Source organism: Streptomyces sp. NPDC043996 (assembly GCF_056435225.1).
On record NZ_JBWKEY010000001.1, the window covers coordinates 513,198 to 536,048 of the forward strand.

Here is a 22,851-nt window from a genome sequence, read left to right on the forward strand (position 1 = left end):
GGACTCAGGCCAGCGGTCCGGTCAGGGGCTCCACGGCCGCGAGGACGCCGCCGCCGCGCACGAACGCCTCGGCAGCGGCGAGGTCGGGCGCCAGATAGCGGTCGGGGCCCGCGCCCTGGACGCCCGCCGCGCGCACGGCGTCGATGACGGCGCGGCTCGCGGGGGCCGGGGTCAGCGCCGGGTCCGCGGCCCGCAGCTCGACGCCGCGCGTGGCCGCGTACAGCTCGATGGCGATGATCCGGGCGAGGTTGTCGACGGCCGTGCGCAGCTTGCGCGCCGCCGACCAGCCCATGGAGACGTGGTCCTCCTGCATGGCGGAGGAGGGGATGGAGTCGGCGGAGGCGGGCACGGCGAGGCGCTTCATCTCGCTCACCAGCGCGGCCTGCGTGTACTGGGCGATCATCAGGCCCGAGTCGACACCGGCGTCGTCGGCGAGGAAGGGCGGCAGGCCGTGGCTGCGGTTCTTGTCGAGGAGGCGGTCGGTACGGCGCTCCGCGATCGACCCGAGGTCGGCGGCGGCGATCGCGAGGAAGTCAAGCACGTACGCGACGGGCGCGCCGTGGAAGTTGCCGTTGGACTCCACGCGCCCGTCGGGGAGCACCACCGGGTTGTCGACGGCGGCGGCGAGCTCGCGCTCGGCGACGGTGCGGGCGTGCGCGACCGTGTCCCGGCCCGCGCCCGCGACCTGCGGGGCGCAGCGCACGGAGTAGGCGTCCTGCACCCGCGGCGCGTCGTCCTGATGATGTCCCGTCAGGCCCGAACCGGCGAGCACCGCCAGCATGTTGGCGGCGGCGGCCGCCTGGCCCGGGTGCGGGCGGATGGCGTGCAGCTCGGGGGCGAGGACCTTGTCCGTGCCGAGCAGGGCCTCCAGGCTGAGGGCGGCGGTGACGTCGGCGGACTTATAGAGCACGTCCAGGTCGGCGAGGGCCATGACCAGCATGCCGAGCATGCCGTCGGTGCCGTTCAGGAGCGCGAGCCCCTCCTTCTCGCGCAGCTCGACCGGGGTGATGCCGTGCTCGGCGAGCAGCTCACCGGCGGGCCGCAGCCGCCCGTCGGGGCCCTCGGCCTCGCCCTCCCCCATCAGGGTCAGGGCGCAGTGGCTGAGCGGCGCCAGGTCGCCGGAGCAGCCGAGCGAGCCGTACTCGTGGACGACCGGGGTGATGCCCGCGTTGAGCACGTCGGCCATGGTCTGCGCGACGCCGGGGCGCACCCCCGTGTGCCCGGAGCAGACGGTCTTGAGCCGCAGGAACATCAGGGCCCTGACGACCTCGCGCTCCACGCGCGGGCCCATGCCCGCCGCGTGCGAGCGCACGATGTTGCGCTGGAGCTGGGCGCGCAGGTCCGGGCCGATGTGCCGGGTGGCGAGGGCGCCGAAGCCCGTGGAGACGCCGTACACCGGGTCGGGTTTGGCGGCGAGCGCGTCGACGATCTCCCGCGCCGACGTGAGGGCGACGACGGCGTCGTCACCGATCTCGATGCGGGCGTCGTGACGGGCGACGGCGACGACGTCCGCGGCGGTGGTGCCGGACGTCCCTACGACCACGGTCTGCATATCCATATTCAGGAGCGTACGCACTGAAACTCCCCCTGTCACTGCCTCTTCCGGGGCGATCCAGCCCGTCCGCAGGTTCCAGCCCGTCCGGCGTTTGAGGACGAGGCGCGAAGCGCCAATGCTTGTGGGGCGGGGGCCCGGGGGCGGCAGCCCCCGGTTCGGGAAGGGGCGGGCCTGGGGCGCCCCGCGAGGGCCTACCGCCCCCGGAACCGCCGCCGCTCCCCCCGAGCAGGGTCACCCACCTCATCGGCGAGCCGAACCACCGGATCATCCGCGCCCCCGCGCCCCGCCACCACCGGCTTCACGGCCCGCGCGGCCTTGGCCCGATACTGCGCGGCATCCGCGAGCCGGAACAGCCGCCGCCCCGACCGCACCACCCCGATCGCGTCCCCCGTGGAGGCCACCCCGCACGCCACCCCGTCCCCCAGCTCCACCTCGGCGGCCCGTACGCACAGTTCACCGGCGACCCGCACCACCTCGTCGGACGAGGGGCCGACCGAGAGCAGACAGAACTCATCGCCGCCGAGCCGCGCCGCGAGCGCGCCGGGCAGCATCGCCCCGCACAGCGAGAGGAGCGAGCCGATCCGCTCCAGGAGCCGGTCGCCGACCGCGTGCCCGAGGCGGTCGTTGACCTGCTTGAGGCCGTTCACGTCGCAGACGACGAGGCTCACCACCACGCCCTCGTCCCGGTGCAGCTCCACGGCCTCGTCCAGGCGCACGTCGACGGCCCGCCGGTTGGCGAGGCCGGTCAGGGAGTCGGTGAAGGCCAGGCGGCGGGCCTCCTCCAGGCGCTCGGTCTGGGCGATCCCGGCGGCGACGACGGCCGCGAGCACGGTGGCGAAGTCCGCGTCGGCCCGGTCGAAGACGGGCTCGCCCACCGGCCGGGCCACGTACAGCTCGCCCCAGGCCCGCCCGCGCAGCACGACCGGGGCCACCACGCAGGCGCCGCGCCCGCGCCTGCGCAGCGCGGCGACCCGCTGGTGGCAGTAGCCCGGGTGGCCGTCGCCGGGGCCCTGGGAGGTCTCCACCCAGGCGTGCGGCTCGCCGCCGCCGGCCCACCGCTCGTGCAGGAACTCGGTGATCTCCGGGAACTGGTGGACGGGGTACGCCTCGTCTTCGGGGAACTCCCGCTCCCCCTCGGCAAGATCCCCCACGTTCGCGAGGACCCGCAGCCGCCCGCGCTCCCGCTCCCACACGGACAGCGCGGCGAAGCTCCCGTCCAGCGCCCGCCGGGCCCCCTGGGCGGCGGCGCGCCAGGACTCGCGCGGGGTGTGCGCGGCGGCCATCCCCTGCGCCAGCGCCACGACAGCGCGGAGTCGAGCGTCCTCAGCCATTGCTCTAGGTTACGGACATTCCACACATATGGAGATCCGAGACCCAACCCAGGCCAGACCCAGGCCAGACCCGGGCCAGACCCTGGACAGCCCCCCCAGCCCCCAGCCCCAGCCCTCAGCCCTCACCGCCCAGGGGCACTACTCCCCCGGCCACTCCGGCTTCCGCTTCTCGTTGAACGCCGCCACGCCCTCCGCCCGGTCCCCCGAGAACGCCACCGAGCGCCAGGCCGCGTCCTCCACCTCCAGGCCCGCGCGCAGGTCGAGCCCGTGGCCGAGGCGCAGGGCGCGCTTGGCGGCACGCAGGCCGACGGGCGAGTTCGCGGCCATGCGGGCGGCGAGCGCGAGCGCCTCGTCGCGGTCCTCGCCGTCCCCCGCGAGCAGGTCGACGAGGCCGAGCTCCCTGGCCTCGGCGGCCTCCACACGGCGGGCCGAGAAGATCAGCTCGGCGGCGCGGGCCGCGCCCACGCGCCGGGGAAGGAGCTGGGTGCCGCCACCGCCGGGGATCACGCCCACCGAGACCTCGGGAAGGCCGACCACGGCCGTCGGGTCGGCGACGATGACGTCGCAGGACAGCGCGATCTCGAAGCCCCCGCCGAGCGCGTAGCCGTGCACGGCGGCGATGGTGGGCATCGGCAGGTCGAGGACGGCGGTGTACGCGGCGCGCGTGACGGGGCGCTGGCGGACGAGCTCGGCGTCGGTGAGCGAGTTGCGCTCCTTGAGGTCGGCGCCGACGCAGAAGGCCCGCTCGTGGGTCGAGGTGAGCACGACGACCCGTACGTCCCGGTCCGCGGCGAGGGCGTCGCAGGCCTCGGTGAGGGCGCGGGCCATGGCGCTGGACACCGCGTTCATGGCCTTGGGCCGGTCAAGCGCGAGCTCCGCCACGTGACCGTGCCGACGCACCCCCACGAACTCCCCGAACCGCTGCTCGCCCATGGCCCCTCCAACTCCCGGTTAACGACCGTTACCCGGGGATCATGTCAGCCGGACCGCGCCTTGGGTACCCGTCCTGGCGGCGGGTCAGTCCCGGCGCGCGAGCAGCCAGGGCTCGACGATCCCGAGGCCGCGCACCGGCCGCTGCCACATCGGCTGCAGCGCGAAGCGGTACGGGGGCGGCTCCTCGCCCTCCTTCTCGGCGCGCTCGGCGAGGGCCGCGGCCTCCGTCTCGGAGGCGGGCGCGTCCCCGGTCCTGGTCAGCTCCTCCGCGAGGGCCCCGTCGACGAGGACGGCGTCGCGGGGCGCTATCGAGGTCAGGCGGCTGGCCAGGTTCACCGTCGTACCGAACACGTCGCCCATGCGCGTCGTGACCGTGCCGAAGGCGATCCCGACCCGCAGCTCGGGCATGGTCTCGTCGTGGGCCATGGTCTCGATGAGGCGCAGCGCGATCTCGGCGGCGGTCCCGGCGTCGTCGGCGGCGAACAGGACCTCGTCGCCGAGGGTCTTGATGAGCCGCCCGCCGAGGGCCGCGACGAGGTCGGCGGCCGTCGTCTCGAACGCCTCCACAAGCTCGCCGAGTTCCTCCTCCTCCATGCGCCGGGTCAGGCGCGTGAAGCCGACGAGGTCGGCGAAGCCGACGGCGAGCCGCCGGTCGACCATCTCCTCGTCGTCGGCGGCCTGCACGACACGGCCGGTGGCGGCGGCGAGCTGGCGCCGCCACACATAGACGAGGAACTCCTCCAGCTCCGGCAGCAACAGCTCGATCAGCGGATACGTGACTTCCGTACGGGTCATGCCCGGCTCCGGCGGCTCGGTGAGCCCCTCCAGGAAGGAGTCGATCTGCCACTCGGCGAGCCGGGCGGTGGTCTGCCCCGTCGACCGCGCCACCTGCACGGCCATCGCCTCGCTCAGCAGGCCCGCCTCGACGAGGCCCGCGAGCCGCCGCAGCGCGAGCACGTCCGCCTCGGTGAGCGCCTTGGCCTGCCCGATGTCGGGGAACCCCATGGCCCGCCAGAACCGCGAGGCGAGCTCCATGGAGACCCCGGCGCTGCGGGCCGCCTGGAAGGGGGTGTAGCGCCGGTCGGCGCCGAGGATGAGCTGTTCGAGGCGGAGGGCGAGGGGGTCCTTGTCGTCGCCGGGCTCGGCGTCGTCCGGCTTCTCGAGCGCCGCGGCTTCGGGGGCGGGGGGTGCGCCCTGGCCGGAGCCGGTGTCGTCGACGGTCACGCCTGTTGCCCTTCCGATCTGCCGCGGTCAGATATCGACCGGCGCCAACTTTACGGCAGGTGTGCCCCAGCTCACTCCCGACTCCAGGCAGGGCCCCACGAATCGCCGGGCGTGGTTTAGCCCGTCCGGCGTTTGAGGACGAGGCGCGAAGCGCCAATGTCTGTGAGCGGGGGAACGGGGGCGGCCAGCACCCGGAGCGGGAAGGGGTGGGCCTGGGGCGCCCCGCGAGGGAAGCCTCAGCCCAGCGGCCGCACATGCACCACATCCCCCGCCGCCACGGGCTCCCGCCCCCCGGACTCCGTGGCGAGCACCAACCGCCCGTCCCCATCCACGGCCACGGCCTCCCCCCGCAGGTCCCGCCCCCCGGGCAACTCCACCCGCACGGCCCGCCCAAGCGTCGCGCACCCCGCCGCGTACGTCTCCTGGAGCCCACTCACCAGCGGATCCCCCAGGGCGCCCCGCCAGTCCCCGTACCACCGCTCCAGGCTCCGCAGCACCGCCCGAAGCAGCGGATCGCGGTCCGTGCCGCCCGCGCCCGCGAGGGCGAGGGAGCCCGCCGCCGGCACGGGGAGTTCGTCGGCGCGCAGGCTGACGTTGACGCCGACGCCGATGACGACGCCCTGGGCGCCCGCCCGCTCCGCGAGGATGCCCCCGGCCTTGCGCTCCTCGCCGCCGACGGTGACGAGCAGGTCGTTGGGCCACTTCAGGGCCGTGTCGACCCCGGCCGCCCGCGACAGGCCCGTGGCCACGGCGACGCCGGTGAGCAGCGGCAGCCACCCCCAGCGCTCGACGGGCACCTCGGCGGGCTTCAGCAGGACGGAGAAGAACAGGCCCGAGCGCGCGGGAGCGCTCCAGCGGCGGTCGAGCCGCCCGCGCGCCGCGCTCTGCTCCTCGGCGACGAGCACCGTGCCCTCGGGCAGCTCGTCGGCGCGCGCGACGAGGTCGGTGTTGGTGGAGCCGGTGACGGGCACCACGTCGAGGGAGCGGTAGAGCCCGCCGTCGCGGACAAGGGCGCGGCGCAGGGCGGCGGCGTTCAGGGGCGGGCGGTCCAGGTCGCTCCAGCGGCCCGCGGGGTCTTCTGAGTCATTCGACGGCGTCATGCAAGCCAGCCTAGGTGTGGCAAACACCGCACTGCGCAGGCGTATCCACGCCGATACGCTACGAGTCAGTAGCCCAGCGTCGTCAGCCCTCACCGTCCCCTCTGAGCAGGCAGGGAGCCGCGTCCCGATGTCCGAGCCGCACGTGCCCAACGAGACCTCCGCGCAGCCCCGGCAGGAGCCCGCACCGGGTGATCCGGGGACCGACGTCCACACCACCGCGGGAAAGCTGGCGGACCTGCGGCGCCGCATCGAGGAGGCCAAGCACGCGGGCTCCGCGCGCGCGGTCGAGAAGCAGCACGCCAAGGGCAAGTTGACGGCGCGCGAGCGCGTCGACCTGCTGCTCGACGAGGGTTCGTTCGTCGAGCTCGACGAGTTCGCCCGGCACCGCTCGACCCACTTCGGCCTGGAGCAGAACCGCCCGTACGGGGACGGCGTGGTCACCGGCTACGGCACGGTCGACGGCCGCCCGGTGGCCGTGTTCTCGCAGGACTTCACCGTCTTCGGCGGCGCCCTCGGCGAGGTGTTCGGGCAGAAGATCGTGAAGGTCATGGACTTCGCCCTGAAGACGGGCTGCCCGGTCGTCGGCATCAACGACTCCGGCGGCGCCCGCATCCAGGAGGGCGTCATGGCCCTCGGCATGTACGGCGAGATCTTCCGCCGCAACACGCACGCGTCCGGGGTGATCCCGCAGATCAGCCTCGTCGTCGGGCCGTGCGCGGGCGGCGCCGTGTACTCCCCCGCGATCACCGACTTCACGGTGATGGTCGACCAGACCTCGCACATGTTCATCACGGGCCCCGACGTCATCAAGACCGTCACCGGTGAGGACGTCGGCTTCGAGGAGCTCGGCGGCGCCCGCACGCACAACGCGACCTCCGGCGTCGCGCACCACATGGCGGGCGACGAGAAGGACGCCATTGAGTACGTCAAGTCCCTGCTCTCGTACCTGCCGTCGAACAACCTGAGCGAGCCGCCGGCGTTCCCGGAGGAGGCCGACCTGGCGGCCACCGACGAGGACCGGGAGCTGGACGCGCTCGTCCCGGACAGCGCCAACCAGCCGTACGACATGCACACGGTGATCGAGCACGTCCTGGACGACGCGGACTTCTTCGAGACGCAGCCGCTGTTCGCGCCGAACATCCTCACCGGCTTCGGCCGCGTCGAGGGCCGCCCGGTGGGCATCGTCGCCAACCAGCCGATGCAGTTCGCGGGCTGTCTGGACATCGACGCGAGTGAAAAGGCGGCGCGGTTCGTGCGCACCTGCGACGCGTTCAACGTCCCCGTCATCACCTTCGTCGACGTGCCGGGCTTCCTGCCGGGCGTCGAGCAGGAGCACACCGGCATCATCCGGCGCGGCGCCAAGCTGATCTACGCGTACGCGGAGGCGACGGTCCCGCTGATCACGGTGATCACGCGCAAGGCCTTCGGCGGCGCCTATGACGTGATGGGCTCCAAGCACCTGGGCGCCGATCTCAACCTGGCCTGGCCGACGGCGCAGATCGCGGTGATGGGCGCGCAGGGCGCGGTGAACATCCTGCACCGCCGCACGATCGCGGCGGCCGGGGACGAGGCCGCGCAGGAGGAGACGCGGGCGCGGCTCATCCAGGAGTACGAGGACGCGCTCCTGAACCCGTACACGGCCGCCGAGCGCGGCTACATCGACGCCGTGATCATGCCGTCGGAGACCCGCTCGCACCTGGTGCGCGGGCTGCGCCAGCTGCGCACGAAGCGGGAGTCCCTGCCGCCGAAGAAGCACGGCAACATCCCGCTGTAGTCCCCCGCGCCACCGAAGGGAGCAGTTGTGATCAAGGTCGTACGGGGCAACCCGACCCCCGAGGAGCTGGCCGCCGCCCTGGCGGTGGTCCAGGCGCGCGCCGCGGCGGCCGCGAACACGCCGTCCGGCGCGCCCGCCACGCCGGACGCCTGGGCGGACCCGGCGCGCGTGGCCAGGGAGCGGCTGCCCCAACCCGGCCCGGCGGCGTGGGGGCGCACGTTCTGGCCCGCGTGAGGAACCGGGCCCCGGCCTCGCCGGGCCGGGGCCGGTCCGCTCAGCGTCCGAGCACCGACCCGAACCGCTTGTTCTGATAGGTGAGCCCGAACGCCTTCTCGCTGAGCGCGTACGCCCCGGCGGCGGTGATCCCGTCCATCGCGCCGCGCAGCACCCAGGCGGAGCCGTCGTTCCAGCGGGCGCCGGGGAACACGTCCTCACCGGACGCGGCGACGACGGCCTCGGCCCTGCCGTCGCCGTCGGTGTCGCGCGCCTGGACGGCGGAGCCGAAGCGGTCGTCGCCCTCGGCCGCGCCGGGCACCCCCGGCGTGTCCTGGTCCAGGACCTGGGCGCCGGTGCCGGTGAGCCCGGCGGCGGAGCCTTTGAGGAGGTAGACGGCGCCGGTGGCGGCCTTGCCGGGATCGGCGCCCAGGTCCTCGCCCGGGGCACCGACCGCGACGTCCGCGTAGCCGTCGCCGTCGACGTCGCCGACCGAGGCGCTCGTACCGAACCCGTCGCCGTCCTCGCCCTCGTCGGGCACGCCGGGGCTGTCCTGGCCGAGCACCGTCCCGCCGCCGCTGCCGGGGCCGCGCCCGCCGCCGTAGTAGACGCCGACCTCGCCGCCCTTGGCCGCGGACCTGTCGGTGATCACGAGGTCCTCGTACCCGTCCTTGTTGACGTCTCCGGAGCCTTCCACTCCGACGATGGTCTCGGGCAGCGCGCTGGACGGCCTGGTGAACGTCACGCCGGTGCGGCCGCCCCGCCAGTAGAAGATCCGGCCGCGCATCTCGTCGGCCTCCATGTTCGCGGTGCCGGAGGCGATCAGGTCGTCGTCGCCGTCGCCGTCGTAGTCCCCCGCCTCCACGCGCTCGACGACCGGGAAGGCGTCGTCGCCGTGGAGGTTCAGGCGCTGCTGCTTGGGGGCCCTGGTCCGGGTGAAGCCGTCGCCGGACAGGCTGACCGCGCCCCAGTAGGAGTGCGTGGCGATGTGCTGCTTGCCGTCGCCGTCGAAGTCGCCGACGACCACGTCCCCGCCGTAGTGGATGTCGTCCGCGCGCAGCGGGGCCAGGCTCAGACCGCCGTGCACGAGCCCGCCCCGGCCGCCCCACAGCACGGTCATGAGCCCGCGCTGCTCGTTCTCGCCCGGCACGCCGACGACCAGGTCCGTGTACCCGTCGCCGTCCAGGTCCCCGGTGTCCTGCGCGCCGCCGAACCGGTCGCGCTCCTCCGGCGCCCCCGGCACCTTCGCCGACGCCTGGCTGAGGAGCTGCTTGCGCCCGCCCGCGACACCGTCCTTCGACCCGTAGAGCACGGCCACGTGCCCGGCCTTCTTGACGCCGTTCACGGTGGCGTCGGGGGTCGCGAGGACCACGTCGCCATAGCCGTCGCCGTTGAAGTCGGCGATGTCCTTCGCGGCGGGCGCGGGCGCGGCGGCCGCCGTACCGGCCAGCGGAACCAGCAGCCCCGCGGCCGCCACGGCGGCCGTCGCCGCCGCCGTCAGGACACTCCGGCGCATTCTGTGCATATCAAGACGCTCCAATCCCCGAAAGCTACGCGTAGTTGACGCCCGGGCACCCGCAGGGGGTTGTACGGATGAACGGGGAAACCTGAGTACGCGTACTCAGGCGGCCGCCCCCGGCGGCGCGGACCATCAAAGCCATGCTGTGGTCCGACCCGGAGAACAACCCACCCAAGGACATGCGCGACATGCAGGCCAAAATGCGCCGCGCGGGCATCCTCCTGGCCGCAGCCATGATCGTCGCGATGCTGATCCTGGGCGTGCTCTGACCCGTCGAGCCCGTCCGGCACCCGCCCCGGGGCGCCACTACCCTGGCCCCATGAGTGATCAGCCCACCCGCCGCCTCGTCCTCGCCTCCCAGTCCCCCGCGCGCCTTGGCCTCCTGCGCCAGGCGGGACTCGCCCCCGAGGTGATCGTCAGCGGCGTGGACGAGGACGCCGTCACCGCCCCCACCCCGGCCGAGCTCGCCAAGGCCCTCGCCGAGGCCAAGGCCTCGGTGGTCGCCGCACGGCCTGACGTCAAGGGCGCCCTGGTCATCGGCTGCGACTCGGTCCTCGAACTGGACGGCCAGGCCCTCGGCAAGCCCGCCGACGCCGAGGAGGCCACCGCCCGCTGGAAGGCCATGCGCGGGCGCGCGGGCGTCCTGCAGACCGGGCACTGCGTGTACGACACGGCCACCGGGCGGCACGTGGCCGCGACCGCGTCGACGGTGGTCCGCTTCGGCGAGCCCTCCGACGACGAGATCGCCGCGTACGTCGCGAGCGGCGAACCGCTGCACGTGGCGGGCGCGTTCACGCTCGACGGCCGCTCAGCCCCGTTCATCGAGGGCATCGACGGCGACCACGGCAACGTCATCGGCCTCTCCCTGCCGATGCTGCGCCGCCTGCTGGCCGAACTGGGCGTCGGCATCACCGCGTTGTGGGCGGCCTAGCCGGGCGCGCGCCGGAGCGTCAGGCGGCCTGCGGCGCCCCGTCACCCGGGGCGCCCTGACCCTCGTACCGCCGCTCGTGACGGTCGTGCCGCTCATGGCGGTCGTACGCCAGCAGCGTCAGCACGATCAGCCCGAGCACCAGCATCACGCACGCGAACGCGCCCCAGCCCACCAGGCCCACCGCGAACGCCCCGAGCAGCCCGTGCGCCACGGCGGCGCTGATCAGCAGGGCGCGCCCGAAGCCGCCCGGGGCGCGGTCGCGCACGGCGGCGCGCGCGAGCTGCAGGCCGCACAGCGCGAGGTAGCAGCCGAAGACGCCGCCCGCGATCCACGTCGCGACGGTCATGGCGTGCGGGTCGAGCCCGGCGAGGGACATCTCCTGCTCCTCGACGACCAGGCCGAGGAACCAGTTGAGGAGCCCGACGCCGACCGCCTCCGCCCCGAGCGCGACCGCCCCCACCCACGCCAACGGCCTGCGCCCCACGGCACCCACCCACTCTCCACCGATGCGCGGCAACGCTGTTACCGCGAGTACGTCCGAGACATCGAGCACGCTACTTACGGGTAAACCGGGGGACAAGAGCCGCGCGGAAGGCAAAGATTCATTGGGCCATTCGTAGGGACTCCACAAAGAAAGACCTCGCGCCGCAGCGCTGCCTCACAGAGACCTTGACCACACCGGAGGGCTACGCTGCCGGGGAAGGACCCTGCGTACCACGGTGCGACAAGGGATTTCGGGGAACGGGCGGGCCTCGGATCACGCTCCGTGTGGGCAAGCTCACCAATGGGGACGGGTCGAAAGGGCGTGTCGGCAGTCCCTAAACTCGGCTTGTTTCAAGGAGGGAGCCATCGTGCGCAAGGTGCTCATCGCCAACCGTGGCGAAATCGCTGTCCGGGTCGCCCGGGCGTGCCGGGATGCCGGGATCGCGAGCGTTGCCGTCTACGCGGACCCCGACCGGGACGCACTGCATGTGCGGGCCGCAGACGAGGCGTTCGCCCTGGGCGGTGACACTCCCGCGACCAGTTACCTCGACATGGGGAAGGTCCTCGCGGCCGCCAAGGACTCCGGGGCGGACGCGGTCCACCCCGGTTACGGCTTCCTCTCCGAGAACGCGGAGTTCGCGCAGGCCGTCCTCGACGCCGGTCTGATCTGGATCGGCCCGCCGCCGCAGGCCATCCGGGACCTCGGTGACAAGGTCGCGGCCCGGCACATCGCGCAGCGCGCGGGCGCCCCGCTGGTGGCGGGCACCCCCGACCCGGTGGCGGGCGCCGACGAGGTCGTCGCCTTCGCCGAGGAGCACGGCCTGCCCATCGCCATCAAGGCGGCGTTCGGCGGCGGCGGCCGCGGCCTGAAGGTCGCCCGCACCCTCGAAGAGGTGCCGGAGCTGTACGAGTCCGCGGTGCGCGAGGCCGTCGCCGCCTTCGGCCGCGGCGAGTGCTTCGTGGAGCGGTACCTGGACAAGCCGCGCCACGTCGAGACCCAGTGCCTGGCCGACAGCCACGGCAACGTGGTCGTGGTCTCCACCCGTGACTGCTCGCTCCAGCGCCGCCACCAGAAGCTCGTCGAGGAGGCCCCGGCGCCGTTCCTGACCGAGGAGCAGAACGCCGAGCTGTACCGCGCGTCGAAGGCCATCCTCAAGGAGGCCGGGTACGTCGGCGCGGGCACCGTCGAGTTCCTCGTCGGCATGGACGGCACGATCTCCTTCCTGGAGGTCAACACCCGTCTCCAGGTGGAGCACCCGGTCACCGAGGAGGTCGCGGGCATCGACCTCGTCCGCGAGATGTTCCGCGTCGCCGACGGCGAGGAGCTCGGCTACGGCGACCCCGAACTGCGCGGCCATTCCTTCGAGTTCCGCATCAACGGCGAGGACCCGGGCCGGGGCTTCCTGCCCGCCCCCGGCACCGTCACCAAGTTCGCGGGCCCGTCCGGCCCCGGTGTCCGCCTGGACGCGGGCGTCGAGTCCGGCTCGGTCATCGGCCCGGCCTGGGACTCGCTGCTCGCCAAGCTGATCGTCACCGGGCGCACCCGCAAGGAGGCCCTGGAGCGGGCCGCCCGCGCGCTGGCCGAGTTCGAGGTCGAGGGCATGGCCACCGCCATCCCGTTCCACCGCAAGGTGGTCGCCGACCCGGCGTTCGCGCCCGAACTGACCGGCTCCGACGAGCCGTTCACGGTCTTCACCCGGTGGATCGAGACCGAGTTCGTCAACGACATCCCGCCGTTCGCCCCCGTGGGCGGCGACGCCGATGAGGAGGACGGCGACCGCGAGACGATCGTCGTCGAGGTCGGCGGCAAGCGCCTGGAGGTCTCCCTGCCCGCCGGCATGGGCATGTCCCTCGCGCGTACGGGCCTCTCGGCGGGCGCCAAGCCCAAGCGCCGCGCGGCGAAGAAGTCCGGCCCCGCGGCGTCCGGCGACAGCCTCGCCTCGCCCATGCAGGGCACGATCGTGAAGGTCGCGGTCGAGGAGGGCCAGGAGGTCAAGGAGGGCGACCTGATCGTCGTCCTGGAGGCCATGAAGATGGAGCAGCCCCTGAACGCCCACCGCTCCGGCACGGTCAAGGGCCTGCAGGCCGAGGTGGGCGCGAGCCTCACCTCCGGCGCGGTGATCTGCGAGATCAAGGACTGACGCGTCCTGGCGTGGGCGCCCTCCGCTGGCGTGGGCGCCCCGGGCCGCGGTTGCTCGGCCTCCGGCCTCGTCCTCAAGCGCCGGACGGGCTATAACTAGCTCGTCCGGCGCCCACAGCGAAGCCCGAACAGCCGGACGGAGGAGCGTATGCGTGCCGATGCCCAGCGCAACCGTCAGCGCCTGCTGAAGGAGGCCCGTTCCGCCTTCGCGGAGTACGGCACGGACACGTCCCTGGAGGACGTCGCCCGCCGCGCGGGCGTGGGCATCGGGACGCTGTACCGGCACTTCCCGAACCGGCACGCCTTGATGAGCGCCGTGTTCGAGGACGCGGTGAGCGATCTGCTCGCCCGCTCGCGGGAACTGCTCGGCTCCCCGCGGCCGTGCGCGGCGCTCGTGGAGTGGCTGCGGGCCATCGTGACGCACGCGGGCGAGTACCGGGGCCTGGCGCGGGCCCTGATGACCGTCTCGCGCGACGACAGCACCCCGCTGGCGCGGTGCAGCCGCCCCATGCGGGAGGCGGGGGCGGCCCTGCTCGCCCGTGCGCAGGCCGCGGGCGCGGTGCGCGCGGACGTGCCCATCGAGGACCTCCTCCAGCTGACCAACGCGATCGCGCTGGCCGCGGAGGAGACCCCCACCGACCCGCACCTGGCGGACCGCCTCCTCACCCTGACCCTCCAGGGCCTCAGGCCGCACTAACCCTCGCGGGGCGCCCCAGGCCCGCCCCTTCCCGAACCATGGGGCTCCGCCCCCTGTCACCCCCGCAAAGCAATCGGCCTTCGGCCTCGTCCTCAAACGCCGGACGGGCTAGAACCTGCCGGTTTCAGCCCGTCCGGCGTTTGAGGACGAGGCGCGAAGCGCCAACGCAGTTGACCGGTGCGCGCCCCGAGGGCTACCGCCGGCGGAGGTCCGCCACCCGGGCGGACCGCTCCCCCGCCGACGCCTCCCCCAGGACCGCCGCGCTCCGCAACTGCGACCCCGCCCCGGACGCCCCGGACCCGTGCCCCCGCCGCTGGCCGGGCAGGGGCACGTCCCTGCGGGGCTGACGGCCCGTGGGCACGGCGTCAACTCCGGGGGCCTGACCGGGGCCCGCCGCGCCACCGGCGACGGTGATCTGCACGCCCTGGTCGGCCAGGGCCTGCAGCTCCGTCGCCGCACGGTCGTCGTGGGCGGGCGGCTCGTCGGTGACGAGCCGGGTGATGATGTCCGTCGGCACGGTCTGGAACATCGTGTCCGTGCCGAGTTTGGTGTGGTCGGCGAGGACCACGACCTCCGCGGCGGCCTGCACGAGCGCGCGGTCCACGCTCGCCGACAGCATGTTGGAGGTGGACAGGCCGCGCTCGGCGGTCAGACCACTGCCCGAGAGGAAGGCGCGCGAGACCCTGAGGCCGTGCAGGGACTGCTCGGCCCCGCTGCCCACCAGCGCGTAGTTGGAGCCGCGCAGGGTGCCGCCGGTCATGACGACTTCCACCCGGTTGGCGTGGGCGAGCGCCTGGGCCACCAGCAGGGAGTTGGTGACCACGGTCAGGCCGGGGACCCGCGCGAGCCGTCGGGCCAGCTCCTGCGTGGTCGTACCGGCCCCGACGACGATGGCTTCGCCCTCTTCGACGAGACCCGCCGCGAGGTCGGCGATGGCCGTCTTCTCGGCGGACGCGAGATGTGATTTCTGCGGAAAGCCGGACTCCCGCGTGAATCCGCCCGGCAATACCGCACCGCCATGCCGGCGGTCGAGGAGTCCTTCTGCCTCCAGCGCGCGCACGTCCCGCCGTACGGTCACTTCGGAGGTCTGGACGACGCGGGCGAGCTCACGGAGCGATACCGCTCCGTTGGCCCGCACCATTTCGAGGATCAATTGGCGACGTTCTGCAGCGAACACGAAACTGACAGTAACCCCAACGACCGTCTGCTTTCAGCAGTTTGCGCCGAATTACAGAAGTTGTACGCACGACAGGGGTGGAAGTGGTATAGGGGTACTCCCGGCGACTATGCCGGACGAATGGTCGGCAACAGGCTGTGACCTGCGAAGAGTTGAATCCGGCCGCCGGAGGGATCACTTCCGGCAGCCGTCGGGGGTTCCCGGGGCCGCAGGGATCAGGCCTCGCCCGTCACCTTACGGGTGTGCAGCTGACGGGCCACCTCGGCGATCGACCCCGAAAGCGAGGGGTACACGGTGAAGGCGTTAGCGATCTGCTCCACCGTCAGATTGTTGTCGACCGCGATCGAGATGGGGTGGATCAGTTCCGAAGCGCGCGGCGCGACGACCACGCCGCCGACCACGATGCCCGTACCCGGACGGCAGAAGATCTTGACGAAGCCGTCCCGGATGCCCTGCATCTTCGCGCGCGGGTTGCGCAGGAGCGGCAGCTTGACGACCCGGGCGTCGATCTTGCCCGCGTCGACGTCGGCCTGGCTGTAGCCGACGGTGGCGATCTCCGGGTCGGTGAAGACGTTCGACGAGACGGTCTTCAGGTTCAGCGGGGTCACCGCGTCGCCCAGGAAGTGGTACATCGCGATGCGGCCCTGCATGGCGGCCACGGAGGCGAGGGCGAAGATCCCGGTGACGTCACCGGCGGCGTACACGCCGGGCGCCGACGTGCGCGAGACCCGGTCGGTCCAGATGTGCCCGGACTCCTGAACCTTGACCCCGGCCTCCTCCAGGCCCATCCCGCTGCTGTTGGGGATGGCGCCGACGGCCATCAGACAGTGCGTACCGGAGATGACGCGCCCGTCGGCGAGCGTGACCTCGACGCGGTCATCGACGCGCTTGACGGAGGCGGCGCGGGTGCGGCCCATCACGTTCATGCCGCGCCGCCGGAAGACGTCCTCCAGGACGGCCGCCGCGTCCGGGTCCTCGCCCGGAAGGACGCGATCGCGCGACGACACGAGCGTGACCCGGGACCCGAGCGCCTGATAGGCCCCCGCGAACTCGGCGCCCGTCACGCCGGACCCCACCACGATCAGCTCTTCGGGCAGTTCGTCCAGGTCGTACACCTGGGTCCAGTTCAGGATGCGCTCGCCGTCGGGCTGGGCGTCGGGGAGCTCGCGCGGGTGGCCGCCGGTCGCGATGAGCACGGCGTCGGCGGTGAGCCGCTCCTCGGACCCGTCGGCGGCGCGCACCACCACGGTCCGCGACCCGTCCATGGCCTGCTGGCCCTCGAGCCGCCCGCGCCCGCGAAGCACGCGCGCGCCCGCCCTGGTCACGGACGCGGTGATGTCGTGCGACTGCGCGAGCGCGAGCCGCTTCACCCGCCGGTTGACCTTGCCGAGGTCGACGCCCACGACACGCGCGGCCTGGTCGATGTGGGGGGTGTCGTCCTCGACGATGATCCCCAGCTCGTCATAGGACGAGTCGAAGGTCGTCATGACCTCGGCCGTCGCGATCAGGGTCTTCGACGGTACGCAGTCGGTGAGCACCGACGCCCCGCCCAGACCGTCGCAGTCGACGACGGTCACCTCCGCGCCGAGCTGGGCGGCCACCAGGGCCGCCTCATATCCGCCGGGTCCGCCGCCAATGATCACGATCCGAGTCACGTACTCCATTCTCCCGCACGGCCCGAGCGACGAGCGAGCGGGGGCGGACCGACACATCCAAAGCCCCCGGACGAGCCCAGATCCAGCCCGTCCGGCACCAGAGAACCAGCACGGTGATCCAGCCCGTCCGGCACGAGAGAACCAGCACGGTGATTCAGCCCGTCCGGCGTTTGAGGACAAGCGCGCAGCGCGGCGATCCAGCCCGTCCGGCGCTTGAGGACAAGCGCGCCAGCGCGGGAAACAAGCCCGTCCGGCGTTTGAGGACAAGCGCGCAAGCGCGAAGACCCAGCCCGTCCGGCGCTCAAGGACAAGGCGCGAAGCACCAGCAAAGCCGGGAATGGGGGCGCAGCCCCCAGAACGGCAACCGCGTAAGGCGCCCCCGCCAGAAAGTCGTACCCTCGACGACATGTCGCTCTACGCCGCGTACGCCGGCAATCTCGACGCGCGGCTCATGACGCGCCGCGCCCCGCACTCGCCGCTGCGCGCGACGGGCTGGCTGAACGGCTGGCGGCTGACGTTCGGGGGTGAGCACATGGGCTGGGAGGGCGCGCTCGCCACCATCGTGGAGGCCCCGCGCTCCCAGGTCTTCGTCGCGCTGTACGACGTGGCGCCGATGGACGAGGACTCCATGGACCGCTGGGAGGGCGTCGGCCTCGACATCTACCGCCGGATGCGGGTGCGGGTGCACACGCTGGACGCGGAGGAACCGGCCTGGGTGTACGTCCTCAACGGCTACGAGGGCGGCCTGCCCTCGGCCCGCTACCTGGGCGAGATCGCCGACGCCGCGGAGTCCGCGGGCGCCCCCCACGACTACGCGATGGAACTCCGCAAACGCCCGTGCTGATCCAGCGCGCAAGCGCGAGTATTCAGCCCGTCCGGCGTTTGAGGACGAGGCGCGGAGCGCCAATGGCTTTGAGCGGGGGCCCGGGGGCAGCAGCCCCCGGTTCGGGAAGGGGCGGGCCTGGGGCGCCCCGCGAGGCCCCACCCGGCGATCACCTTGTGGAAAACCACAACAACACGAATCGCATCCCGTGAGCATCATCATCTACGCGCGTAGGCCTTAACCGGCTACCCTCGTCGGCGTGAACGCTTCAGTTATTCCGGACGACATCCAGGGCGACCCCTACGCCGCCGCCGACGCCGCCGCCGCCCGCCTGCGCGAGCTGACCGGCGCCGAGACCCACGACGTCGCCCTCGTGATGGGCTCCGGCTGGGCCCCGGCGGTCGACGCGCTCGGCGCCCCCGAGGCCGAGTTCCCGGTCACCGAGCTCCCCGGCTTCCCGCCGCCCGCCGTCGCGGGCCACGGCGGCAAGATCCGCTCCTTCAAGGTGGGCGACAAGCGCGTCCTGGTCTTCCTGGGCCGCACGCACTACTACGAGGGCCGCGGCGTGGCCGCCGTCGCGCACGGCGTGCGCACCGCCGTCGCCGCGGGCTGCAAGACCATCGTGCTGACCAACGGCTGCGGCGGTCTGCGTGAGGGCATGCGCCCGGGCCAGCCGGTCCTGATCAGCGACCACCTGAACCTCACGGCGACCTCCCCGATCGTCGGCGCGAACTTCGTGGACCTCACGGACCTGTACTCGCCGCGGCTGCGCACCCTGTGCAAGGAGATCGACCCGACCCTCGAAGAGGGCGTGTACGCGCAGTTCCCCGGCCCGCACTACGAGACCCCGGCCGAGATCCGCATGGCCCGCACGATCGGCGCCGACCTCGTCGGCATGTCGACCGTCCTGGAGGCCATCGCGGCCCGCGAGGCGGGCGCCGAGGTGCTCGGCATCTCCCTGGTCACCAACCTCGCCGCGGGCATGACGGGCGAGCCGCTGAACCACGAGGAGGTCCTCCAGGCGGGCCGCGACTCCGCGACCCGCATGGGCGAGCTGCTCGGCAAGGTCCTCGGCCGTCTCTGAGCCCACCGCCCCGAGCCGTACGACCCCCTCACGGAGAGGCTGACCACACGTGCAGGACCACCAGGGACACCAGGACCTCCAAGGCCGCGAGGCGCTCCTCGCGCGGGCCCAGGCCTGGCTCGACGAGGACCCGGACGCGGACACCCGCGAGGAGCTGGCCAAGCTCATCGCGGCCGCGGACACGCCGGACGTCCTGGCCGACCTGGCCGACCGCTTCGGCGGCACGCTCCAGTTCGGCACCGCGGGCCTGCGCGGCGAGCTGGGCGCGGGCCCGATGCGGATGAACCGCGCCGTGGTCATCCGCGCGGCCGCGGGCCTGGCCGCGTATCTGAAGGGCAAGGGCCACACCGACGGCCTGGTCGTGATCGGCTACGACGCGCGCCACAAGTCGGCGGACTTCGCGCGCGACACGGCGGCCGTGATGGTCGGCGCGGGCCTGCGCGCCGCCGTGCTCCCGCGCCCGCTGCCCACCCCCGTGCTGGCCTTCGCCATACGGCACCTGGGCGCGGTCGCGGGCGTGGAGGTCACCGCGAGCCACAACCCGCCGCGCGACAACGGCTACAAGGTCTACCTGGGCGACGGCTCGCAGATCGTGCCGCCCGCCGACGGCGAGATCGCGGCCGAGATCGACGCGGTGGCCCGCCTCGCCGACGTCCCCCGCCCCGACAGCGGCTGGGAGACCCTCGACGAGGGCGTCCTGGAGGCCTATCTGGCGCGTACGGACGCCGTCCTGGCCGACGGCTCCCCCCGTACCGCCAGGACCGTCTACACGGCCATGCACGGCGTCGGCAAGGACACCCTCCTCGCGGCGTTCGCGCGGGCCGGCTTCCCCGAGCCGGTCCTCGTGGCCGCGCAGGCCGAGGCAGACCCGGAGTTCCCGACGGTCGCGTTCCCCAACCCGGAGGAGCCGGGCGCCATGGACCTGGCGTTCGCCACGGCCCGCGAGGCGCGCCCCGACCTGGTGATCGCCAACGACCCGGACGCGGACCGCTGCGCGGTGGCCGTGCCCGTGGACGCCGAGCGCTCCGAGTGGCGGATGCTGCGCGGCGACGAGGTCGGCTCGCTGCTCGCGGCGCACCTCGTGCGCGGCGGCGCGCGGGGCGCGTTCGCGGAGTCGATCGTGTCGTCGTCGCTGCTCGGCCGGATCGCCGAGAAGGCGGGCCTGCCGTACGAGGAAACCCTGACGGGCTTCAAGTGGATCGCCCGCGTGGAGGGTCTGCGGTACGGGTACGAGGAGGCGCTCGGCTACTGCGTGGACCCCGAGGGCGTGCGCGACAAGGACGGCATCACGGCCGCCCTGCTGGTCACCGAGCTGGCCTCGCGGCTGAAGGAGGAGGGCCGCACCCTCCTCGACCTCCTCGACGACCTGGCCGTCGAGCACGGTCTGCACGCCACCGACCAGCTGTCCGTGCGCGTCGAGGACGTGTCGCTGATCGCGGACGCGATGCACCGGCTGCGCGAGCTGCCCCCGGCGGAGCTCGCGGGCCTGCCCGTGACCCGCGCCGAGGACCTCACCCAGGGCACGGACAAGCTGCCGCCCACGGACGGCCTGCGCTACACGCTGGACGGCGCCCGCGTCATCGTCCGGCCGAGCGGCACCGAACCGAAACTGAAGTGCTATCTGGAGGTCGTGGTGCCGGTCGCGGACCGGGCCGCGCTGCCGTCGGCCCACGCGCGGGCGGCGGAACTGCTGACCGCCCTGAAGCGGGACTTCGCGGCGGCGGCCGGGATCTGACACCCCCGCGGCTCCACCCGTACGAGTGGTTCCACGCGGCAACTGACGCAGCGTGAAGGTGCGCTGCCGGTCACCCCAGGAAGGGTCCGACCGGTAGCGCACCTTTCGTTTCGCCACACCCGCTTGCCACGCCCTCACGCCACACCCGCTCGCCACACCCGTTTGTCACGCTCGTTCGTCACGCCCGGGAGCCGCAGTGCCGTACGGACCCCTCGCCCCCCTCTCCGGCCTCACCGCCGCCGCGCCGTCCCGCGTGCCGTCCTCGCGCCGCTCCCGTACCGCCCTGCGGCTGCCGCGCGGCCCACGCGCGCGGGTGGCCGACGCGCTGCGGCACGCGGCTCCCGCGCTCCTGGCGTACGCGGCCGTGCGCACCCTGGGCCTGCTGGTCTTCGCCTTCTGGGCGCGCCGCGAGCACCGGGGCGTCTGGCACCTCCTCGCCGAATCCTGGGACTGCGACTGGTACTTGAAGATCGCCGAGCACGGGTACGCGGACACGCTCGGCCACGCCTTCGACGCGAACAACCTGGCGTTCTTCCCCCTGTACCCGCTGCTGATCCGGGCGGGCGAGCACCTGCTGCCGCACCCGCGCGGGGCGGTGGGCCTGGGGATCGCGTTCGTCTGCTCGTTCCTGGCGGCGTGGGGCATCTTCAAGGTCGGCGACCGGCTGCACGGGCGGCGGGCCGGGGTCCTGCTCGTGACCCTCTGGGCGTGTCTGCCCGTCGCGCTCGTGCAGTGGATGGGCTACACGGAGTCGCTGTTCACGGCGCTCGCGGCGTGGTGCCTGTACGCGGTCCTCACCGGCCGCTGGGTGACGGCGGGGGCCCTTGCCGCCCTCGCGGGCCTGACCCGCCCCACGGGCGTCGCGGTGGCCGCGGCGGTCACGGTGACGGCGGCCCTGGCGCTGCGCCGCGGCTTCTCGGGGCGGGCCCTCGCCGGGGCGGTGCTCGCGCCGCTGGGCTGGCTCGCGTACGTCGGGTGGGTGGGGGTCCGGCTCGGCCGCTGGGACGGCTACTTCGCCGTGCAGAAGTGGTGGCACAACGAGTGGGACGGCGGCGTCGGCACCCTGCGCTGGGTGAAGAGCCTGTTCGTCGTGGAGCGCCCGCAGCTGTTCCTGGTCCTGGTGACGCTGGTCCTGTTCGGCTCCGTGGTGCTGTTCGCGGTATCGGTGGCGGGCCGCGCACAGCCGCTGCCGCTGCTGCTGTTCACAGGCCTGATGCTCGCGATCGTGCTCGGCTCCAGCGGTGTGTACTTCCCCCGGGCCCGCTTCCTGCTCCCGGCCTTCCCCCTGCTCCTCCCCCTCGCCGTCGCCCTGTCCCGGGCCCGAGCGCGGGTACTGGTACCGGTCCTCACCGGAGCGGCCCTGACCTCGGCGGCCTTCGGCGGCCACATGCTGCTGGTGTGGCTGGGCCCGCCGTGAGACACGCAAGCGCAAGATCCAGCCGCGCAAGCGCGAGTATTCAGCCCGTCCGGCGTTTGAGGACGAGGCGCGAAGCGCCAATGCCTTTGAGCGGGGGCCCGGGGGCGGCCAGCCCCCGGTTCGGGAAGGGGCGGGCCTGGGGCGCCCCGCGAGGGCTCAAGCGAAGCCGCCGGGGACCCTCCGCTCAGCCCACCCCAAGGAGGATCGCCAGCAGAACGGCCCCCGCGAGGCACGGCCCGAGGATCTCGTAGGCCCAGCGAACCACCGGCTCCCCCTGCGCGGACTCCGCCCCCTCACGCCGCTCGGAGATCTCCCGCAGATCGTCCATGGCCTGGTCACCGGGCGCCCGCAGATGACTGGCCGCCGCGGCGTCGTGCCGCACCTGGCTGGAGACGGGATCGCCGGACGCCACCTGCTGGGCGTGGCGCCGCGCGGCCCTCTTCCGGCCGCGCAGCGACACGGGGATGGCCCACAGCTGGTACTTGGTGCCGTCCTGCGTGAAGGCCTCGTTCGAGTACCCGGCGCGCAGCCCGGAGATCGCCCCCCAGGGGAGCGTGATCGTGCGGAACGGGTTGCGGACGCGCAGCCGGTCCTCGCTGGCGAAGACGGCGGGCCGCACGGTGAAGGCGACGACCAGCGGCACCGCGAAGAGCAGCCCCGCGAGGGCCAGCCAGGGGGTTCGCCCCTCGCCCCGGATCAGCGCGTCGACGGCCAGCCAGGCGCCGATCGCGAGCAGCAGGACGCCTCCGGCGATGGCTGCGTGGGACCGGTAGACGCGGTCCTTGTAGGCCGGGTCCTGCTCCGCCGGGGTGGGCTGCGGGTCGCTCGTCATACGGCTGATTCTGCCTGACGCGATGGCGCGGCCCGTGCGCGGCGGGGGTATGGGGATTGGTCCAGACCTAGTACGGTCAAGAGTTGTCATGTACGCCTAATCAACGGCGGGCGTCAGGACACGCCGCCGCCCCGCGCACCGCGAGGAGCCACCAGCACGCGAGACCTACCGATGCCCCCCGTACCTCTCGTACCTCCCGCACCTCCCGCACCTCCCGCACCTTCCGCA

General features: G+C 73.3%; 20 protein-coding genes. 10 read left to right on the forward strand and 10 right to left on the reverse strand.

Annotated features, from left to right (window positions below; genetic code table 11):
• Positions 1–4 precede the first annotated feature (4 nt).
• The 5 genes from hutH to AC07A4_RS02280 all read right to left on the reverse strand — a co-directional run bounded on the left by hutH (position 5) and on the right by AC07A4_RS02280 (position 6,143).
• Positions 5–1,552, reverse strand: a complete 1,548-nt coding sequence (gene hutH / locus AC07A4_RS02260; RefSeq protein WP_478592857.1) for a histidine ammonia-lyase — start codon at positions 1,550–1,552, stop codon at positions 5–7.
• 194 nt (positions 1,553–1,746) lie between these two features.
• Positions 1,747–2,886, reverse strand: a complete 1,140-nt coding sequence (locus AC07A4_RS02265) for a GGDEF domain-containing protein (RefSeq protein ID WP_478591750.1) — start codon at positions 2,884–2,886, stop codon at positions 1,747–1,749.
• 138 nt (positions 2,887–3,024) lie between these two features.
• Positions 3,025–3,819: an enoyl-CoA hydratase/isomerase family protein gene (locus AC07A4_RS02270; RefSeq protein WP_478591752.1), complete on the reverse strand. Its 795-nt coding sequence runs from the start codon at positions 3,817–3,819 to the stop codon at positions 3,025–3,027.
• An 84-nt stretch (positions 3,820–3,903) separates the two neighbouring features.
• Entirely contained in the window at positions 3,904–5,043 is a 1,140-nt protein-coding gene (locus tag AC07A4_RS02275; protein ID WP_478591754.1) for an adenylate/guanylate cyclase domain-containing protein, read from the reverse strand.
• A 236-nt stretch (positions 5,044–5,279) separates the two neighbouring features.
• Positions 5,280–6,143, reverse strand: a complete 864-nt coding sequence (locus tag AC07A4_RS02280) for a biotin--[acetyl-CoA-carboxylase] ligase (protein ID WP_478591756.1) — start codon at positions 6,141–6,143, stop codon at positions 5,280–5,282.
• 127 nt (positions 6,144–6,270) lie between these two features.
• Here AC07A4_RS02280 and AC07A4_RS02285 point away from each other — a divergent pair, with 127 nt between their 5' ends.
• Positions 6,271–7,917: an acyl-CoA carboxylase subunit beta gene (locus AC07A4_RS02285; protein ID WP_478591759.1), complete on the forward strand. Its 1,647-nt coding sequence runs from the start codon at positions 6,271–6,273 to the stop codon at positions 7,915–7,917.
• A gap of 27 nt (positions 7,918–7,944) precedes the next feature.
• Complete coding sequence (locus tag AC07A4_RS02290) at positions 7,945–8,151, forward strand: acyl-CoA carboxylase epsilon subunit (protein WP_478591762.1); 207 nt, start codon at positions 7,945–7,947, stop codon at positions 8,149–8,151.
• Between the two features lie 40 nt (positions 8,152–8,191).
• Here AC07A4_RS02290 and AC07A4_RS02295 read toward each other — a convergent pair whose 3' ends face one another.
• A complete protein-coding gene (locus AC07A4_RS02295; protein WP_478591765.1) occupies positions 8,192–9,655 on the reverse strand; it encodes an FG-GAP-like repeat-containing protein in 1,464 nt (487 codons plus the stop codon).
• Positions 9,656–9,789: 134 nt separating this feature from the next.
• Here AC07A4_RS02295 and mmpB point away from each other — a divergent pair, with 134 nt between their 5' ends.
• On the forward strand, positions 9,790–9,918 hold the full coding sequence (gene mmpB, locus AC07A4_RS02300; protein ID WP_478591768.1) for a morphogenic membrane protein MmpB: 129 nt from the start codon (positions 9,790–9,792) through the stop codon (positions 9,916–9,918).
• A 50-nt stretch (positions 9,919–9,968) separates the two neighbouring features.
• Positions 9,969–10,580, forward strand: a complete 612-nt coding sequence (locus AC07A4_RS02305; RefSeq protein WP_478591770.1) for a Maf family protein — start codon at positions 9,969–9,971, stop codon at positions 10,578–10,580.
• A gap of 19 nt (positions 10,581–10,599) precedes the next feature.
• Here AC07A4_RS02305 and AC07A4_RS02310 read toward each other — a convergent pair whose 3' ends face one another.
• Positions 10,600–11,073 (reverse strand): hypothetical protein, encoded by a 474-nt coding sequence (locus AC07A4_RS02310; RefSeq protein ID WP_478591773.1) that lies wholly within the window; start codon positions 11,071–11,073, stop codon positions 10,600–10,602.
• A 358-nt stretch (positions 11,074–11,431) separates the two neighbouring features.
• Between AC07A4_RS02310 and AC07A4_RS02315 the strand changes: the two genes are divergently transcribed.
• Together AC07A4_RS02315 and AC07A4_RS02320 are read left to right on the forward strand one after the other, a co-directional pair.
• Positions 11,432–13,204, forward strand: a complete 1,773-nt coding sequence (locus tag AC07A4_RS02315) for an acetyl/propionyl/methylcrotonyl-CoA carboxylase subunit alpha (protein ID WP_478591775.1) — start codon at positions 11,432–11,434, stop codon at positions 13,202–13,204.
• Between the two features lie 147 nt (positions 13,205–13,351).
• Entirely contained in the window at positions 13,352–13,900 is a 549-nt protein-coding gene (locus tag AC07A4_RS02320; protein WP_478591777.1) for a TetR/AcrR family transcriptional regulator, read from the forward strand.
• 193 nt (positions 13,901–14,093) lie between these two features.
• On the opposite strand, the gene AC07A4_RS02325 is transcribed toward AC07A4_RS02320, so the two are convergent.
• Together AC07A4_RS02325 and AC07A4_RS02330 are read right to left on the reverse strand one after the other, a co-directional pair.
• Complete coding sequence (locus AC07A4_RS02325; protein ID WP_478591779.1) at positions 14,094–15,077, reverse strand: DeoR/GlpR family DNA-binding transcription regulator; 984 nt, start codon at positions 15,075–15,077, stop codon at positions 14,094–14,096.
• Between the two features lie 215 nt (positions 15,078–15,292).
• Positions 15,293–16,741 (reverse strand): NAD(P)H-quinone dehydrogenase, encoded by a 1,449-nt coding sequence (locus tag AC07A4_RS02330; RefSeq protein WP_478591782.1) that lies wholly within the window; start codon positions 16,739–16,741, stop codon positions 15,293–15,295.
• A 397-nt stretch (positions 16,742–17,138) separates the two neighbouring features.
• Between AC07A4_RS02330 and AC07A4_RS02335 the strand changes: the two genes are divergently transcribed.
• The 4 genes from AC07A4_RS02335 to AC07A4_RS02350 all read left to right on the forward strand — a co-directional run bounded on the left by AC07A4_RS02335 (position 17,139) and on the right by AC07A4_RS02350 (position 21,791).
• Positions 17,139–17,576, forward strand: coding sequence for a gamma-glutamylcyclotransferase family protein (locus tag AC07A4_RS02335; RefSeq protein WP_478591784.1), 438 nt, complete (start codon positions 17,139–17,141; stop codon positions 17,574–17,576).
• Positions 17,577–17,814: 238 nt separating this feature from the next.
• Positions 17,815–18,639, forward strand: coding sequence for a purine-nucleoside phosphorylase (locus AC07A4_RS02340; protein ID WP_478591786.1), 825 nt, complete (start codon positions 17,815–17,817; stop codon positions 18,637–18,639).
• A 49-nt stretch (positions 18,640–18,688) separates the two neighbouring features.
• The gene (locus AC07A4_RS02345) at positions 18,689–20,374 is read left to right on the forward strand and encodes a phospho-sugar mutase (protein ID WP_478591789.1); all 1,686 of its coding nucleotides are present in this window, start codon (positions 18,689–18,691) and stop codon (positions 20,372–20,374) included.
• Positions 20,375–20,570: 196 nt separating this feature from the next.
• Positions 20,571–21,791: a mannosyltransferase family protein gene (locus AC07A4_RS02350; protein WP_478591792.1), complete on the forward strand. Its 1,221-nt coding sequence runs from the start codon at positions 20,571–20,573 to the stop codon at positions 21,789–21,791.
• 184 nt (positions 21,792–21,975) lie between these two features.
• On the opposite strand, the gene AC07A4_RS02355 is transcribed toward AC07A4_RS02350, so the two are convergent.
• Positions 21,976–22,623 carry a PH domain-containing protein gene (locus AC07A4_RS02355; protein ID WP_478591794.1) on the reverse strand — a complete coding sequence of 216 codons (648 nt, stop codon included), beginning with the start codon at positions 22,621–22,623 and terminating at the stop codon, positions 21,976–21,978.
• Positions 22,624–22,851 lie beyond the last annotated feature (228 nt).

Coding starts and splice junctions, on each gene's coding strand:
- hutH (WP_478592857.1), bottom strand. CDS start 1,552: ATGCAGACCGTGGTCGTAGGGACGTCCGGCACCACCGCCGCGGACGTC.
- AC07A4_RS02265 (WP_478591750.1), bottom strand. CDS start 2,886: ATGGCTGAGGACGCTCGACTCCGCGCTGTCGTGGCGCTGGCGCAGGGG.
- AC07A4_RS02270 (WP_478591752.1), bottom strand. CDS start 3,819: ATGGGCGAGCAGCGGTTCGGGGAGTTCGTGGGGGTGCGTCGGCACGGT.
- AC07A4_RS02280 (WP_478591756.1), bottom strand. CDS start 6,143: ATGACGCCGTCGAATGACTCAGAAGACCCCGCGGGCCGCTGGAGCGAC.
- AC07A4_RS02285 (WP_478591759.1), top strand. CDS start 6,271: ATGTCCGAGCCGCACGTGCCCAACGAGACCTCCGCGCAGCCCCGGCAG.
- AC07A4_RS02295 (WP_478591765.1), bottom strand. CDS start 9,655: ATGCACAGAATGCGCCGGAGTGTCCTGACGGCGGCGGCGACGGCCGCC.
- mmpB (WP_478591768.1), top strand. CDS start 9,790: ATGCTGTGGTCCGACCCGGAGAACAACCCACCCAAGGACATGCGCGAC.
- AC07A4_RS02305 (WP_478591770.1), top strand. CDS start 9,969: ATGAGTGATCAGCCCACCCGCCGCCTCGTCCTCGCCTCCCAGTCCCCC.
- AC07A4_RS02320 (WP_478591777.1), top strand. CDS start 13,352: ATGCGTGCCGATGCCCAGCGCAACCGTCAGCGCCTGCTGAAGGAGGCC.
- AC07A4_RS02330 (WP_478591782.1), bottom strand. CDS start 16,741: ATGGAGTACGTGACTCGGATCGTGATCATTGGCGGCGGACCCGGCGGA.
- AC07A4_RS02335 (WP_478591784.1), top strand. CDS start 17,139: ATGTCGCTCTACGCCGCGTACGCCGGCAATCTCGACGCGCGGCTCATG.
- AC07A4_RS02355 (WP_478591794.1), bottom strand. CDS start 22,623: ATGACGAGCGACCCGCAGCCCACCCCGGCGGAGCAGGACCCGGCCTAC.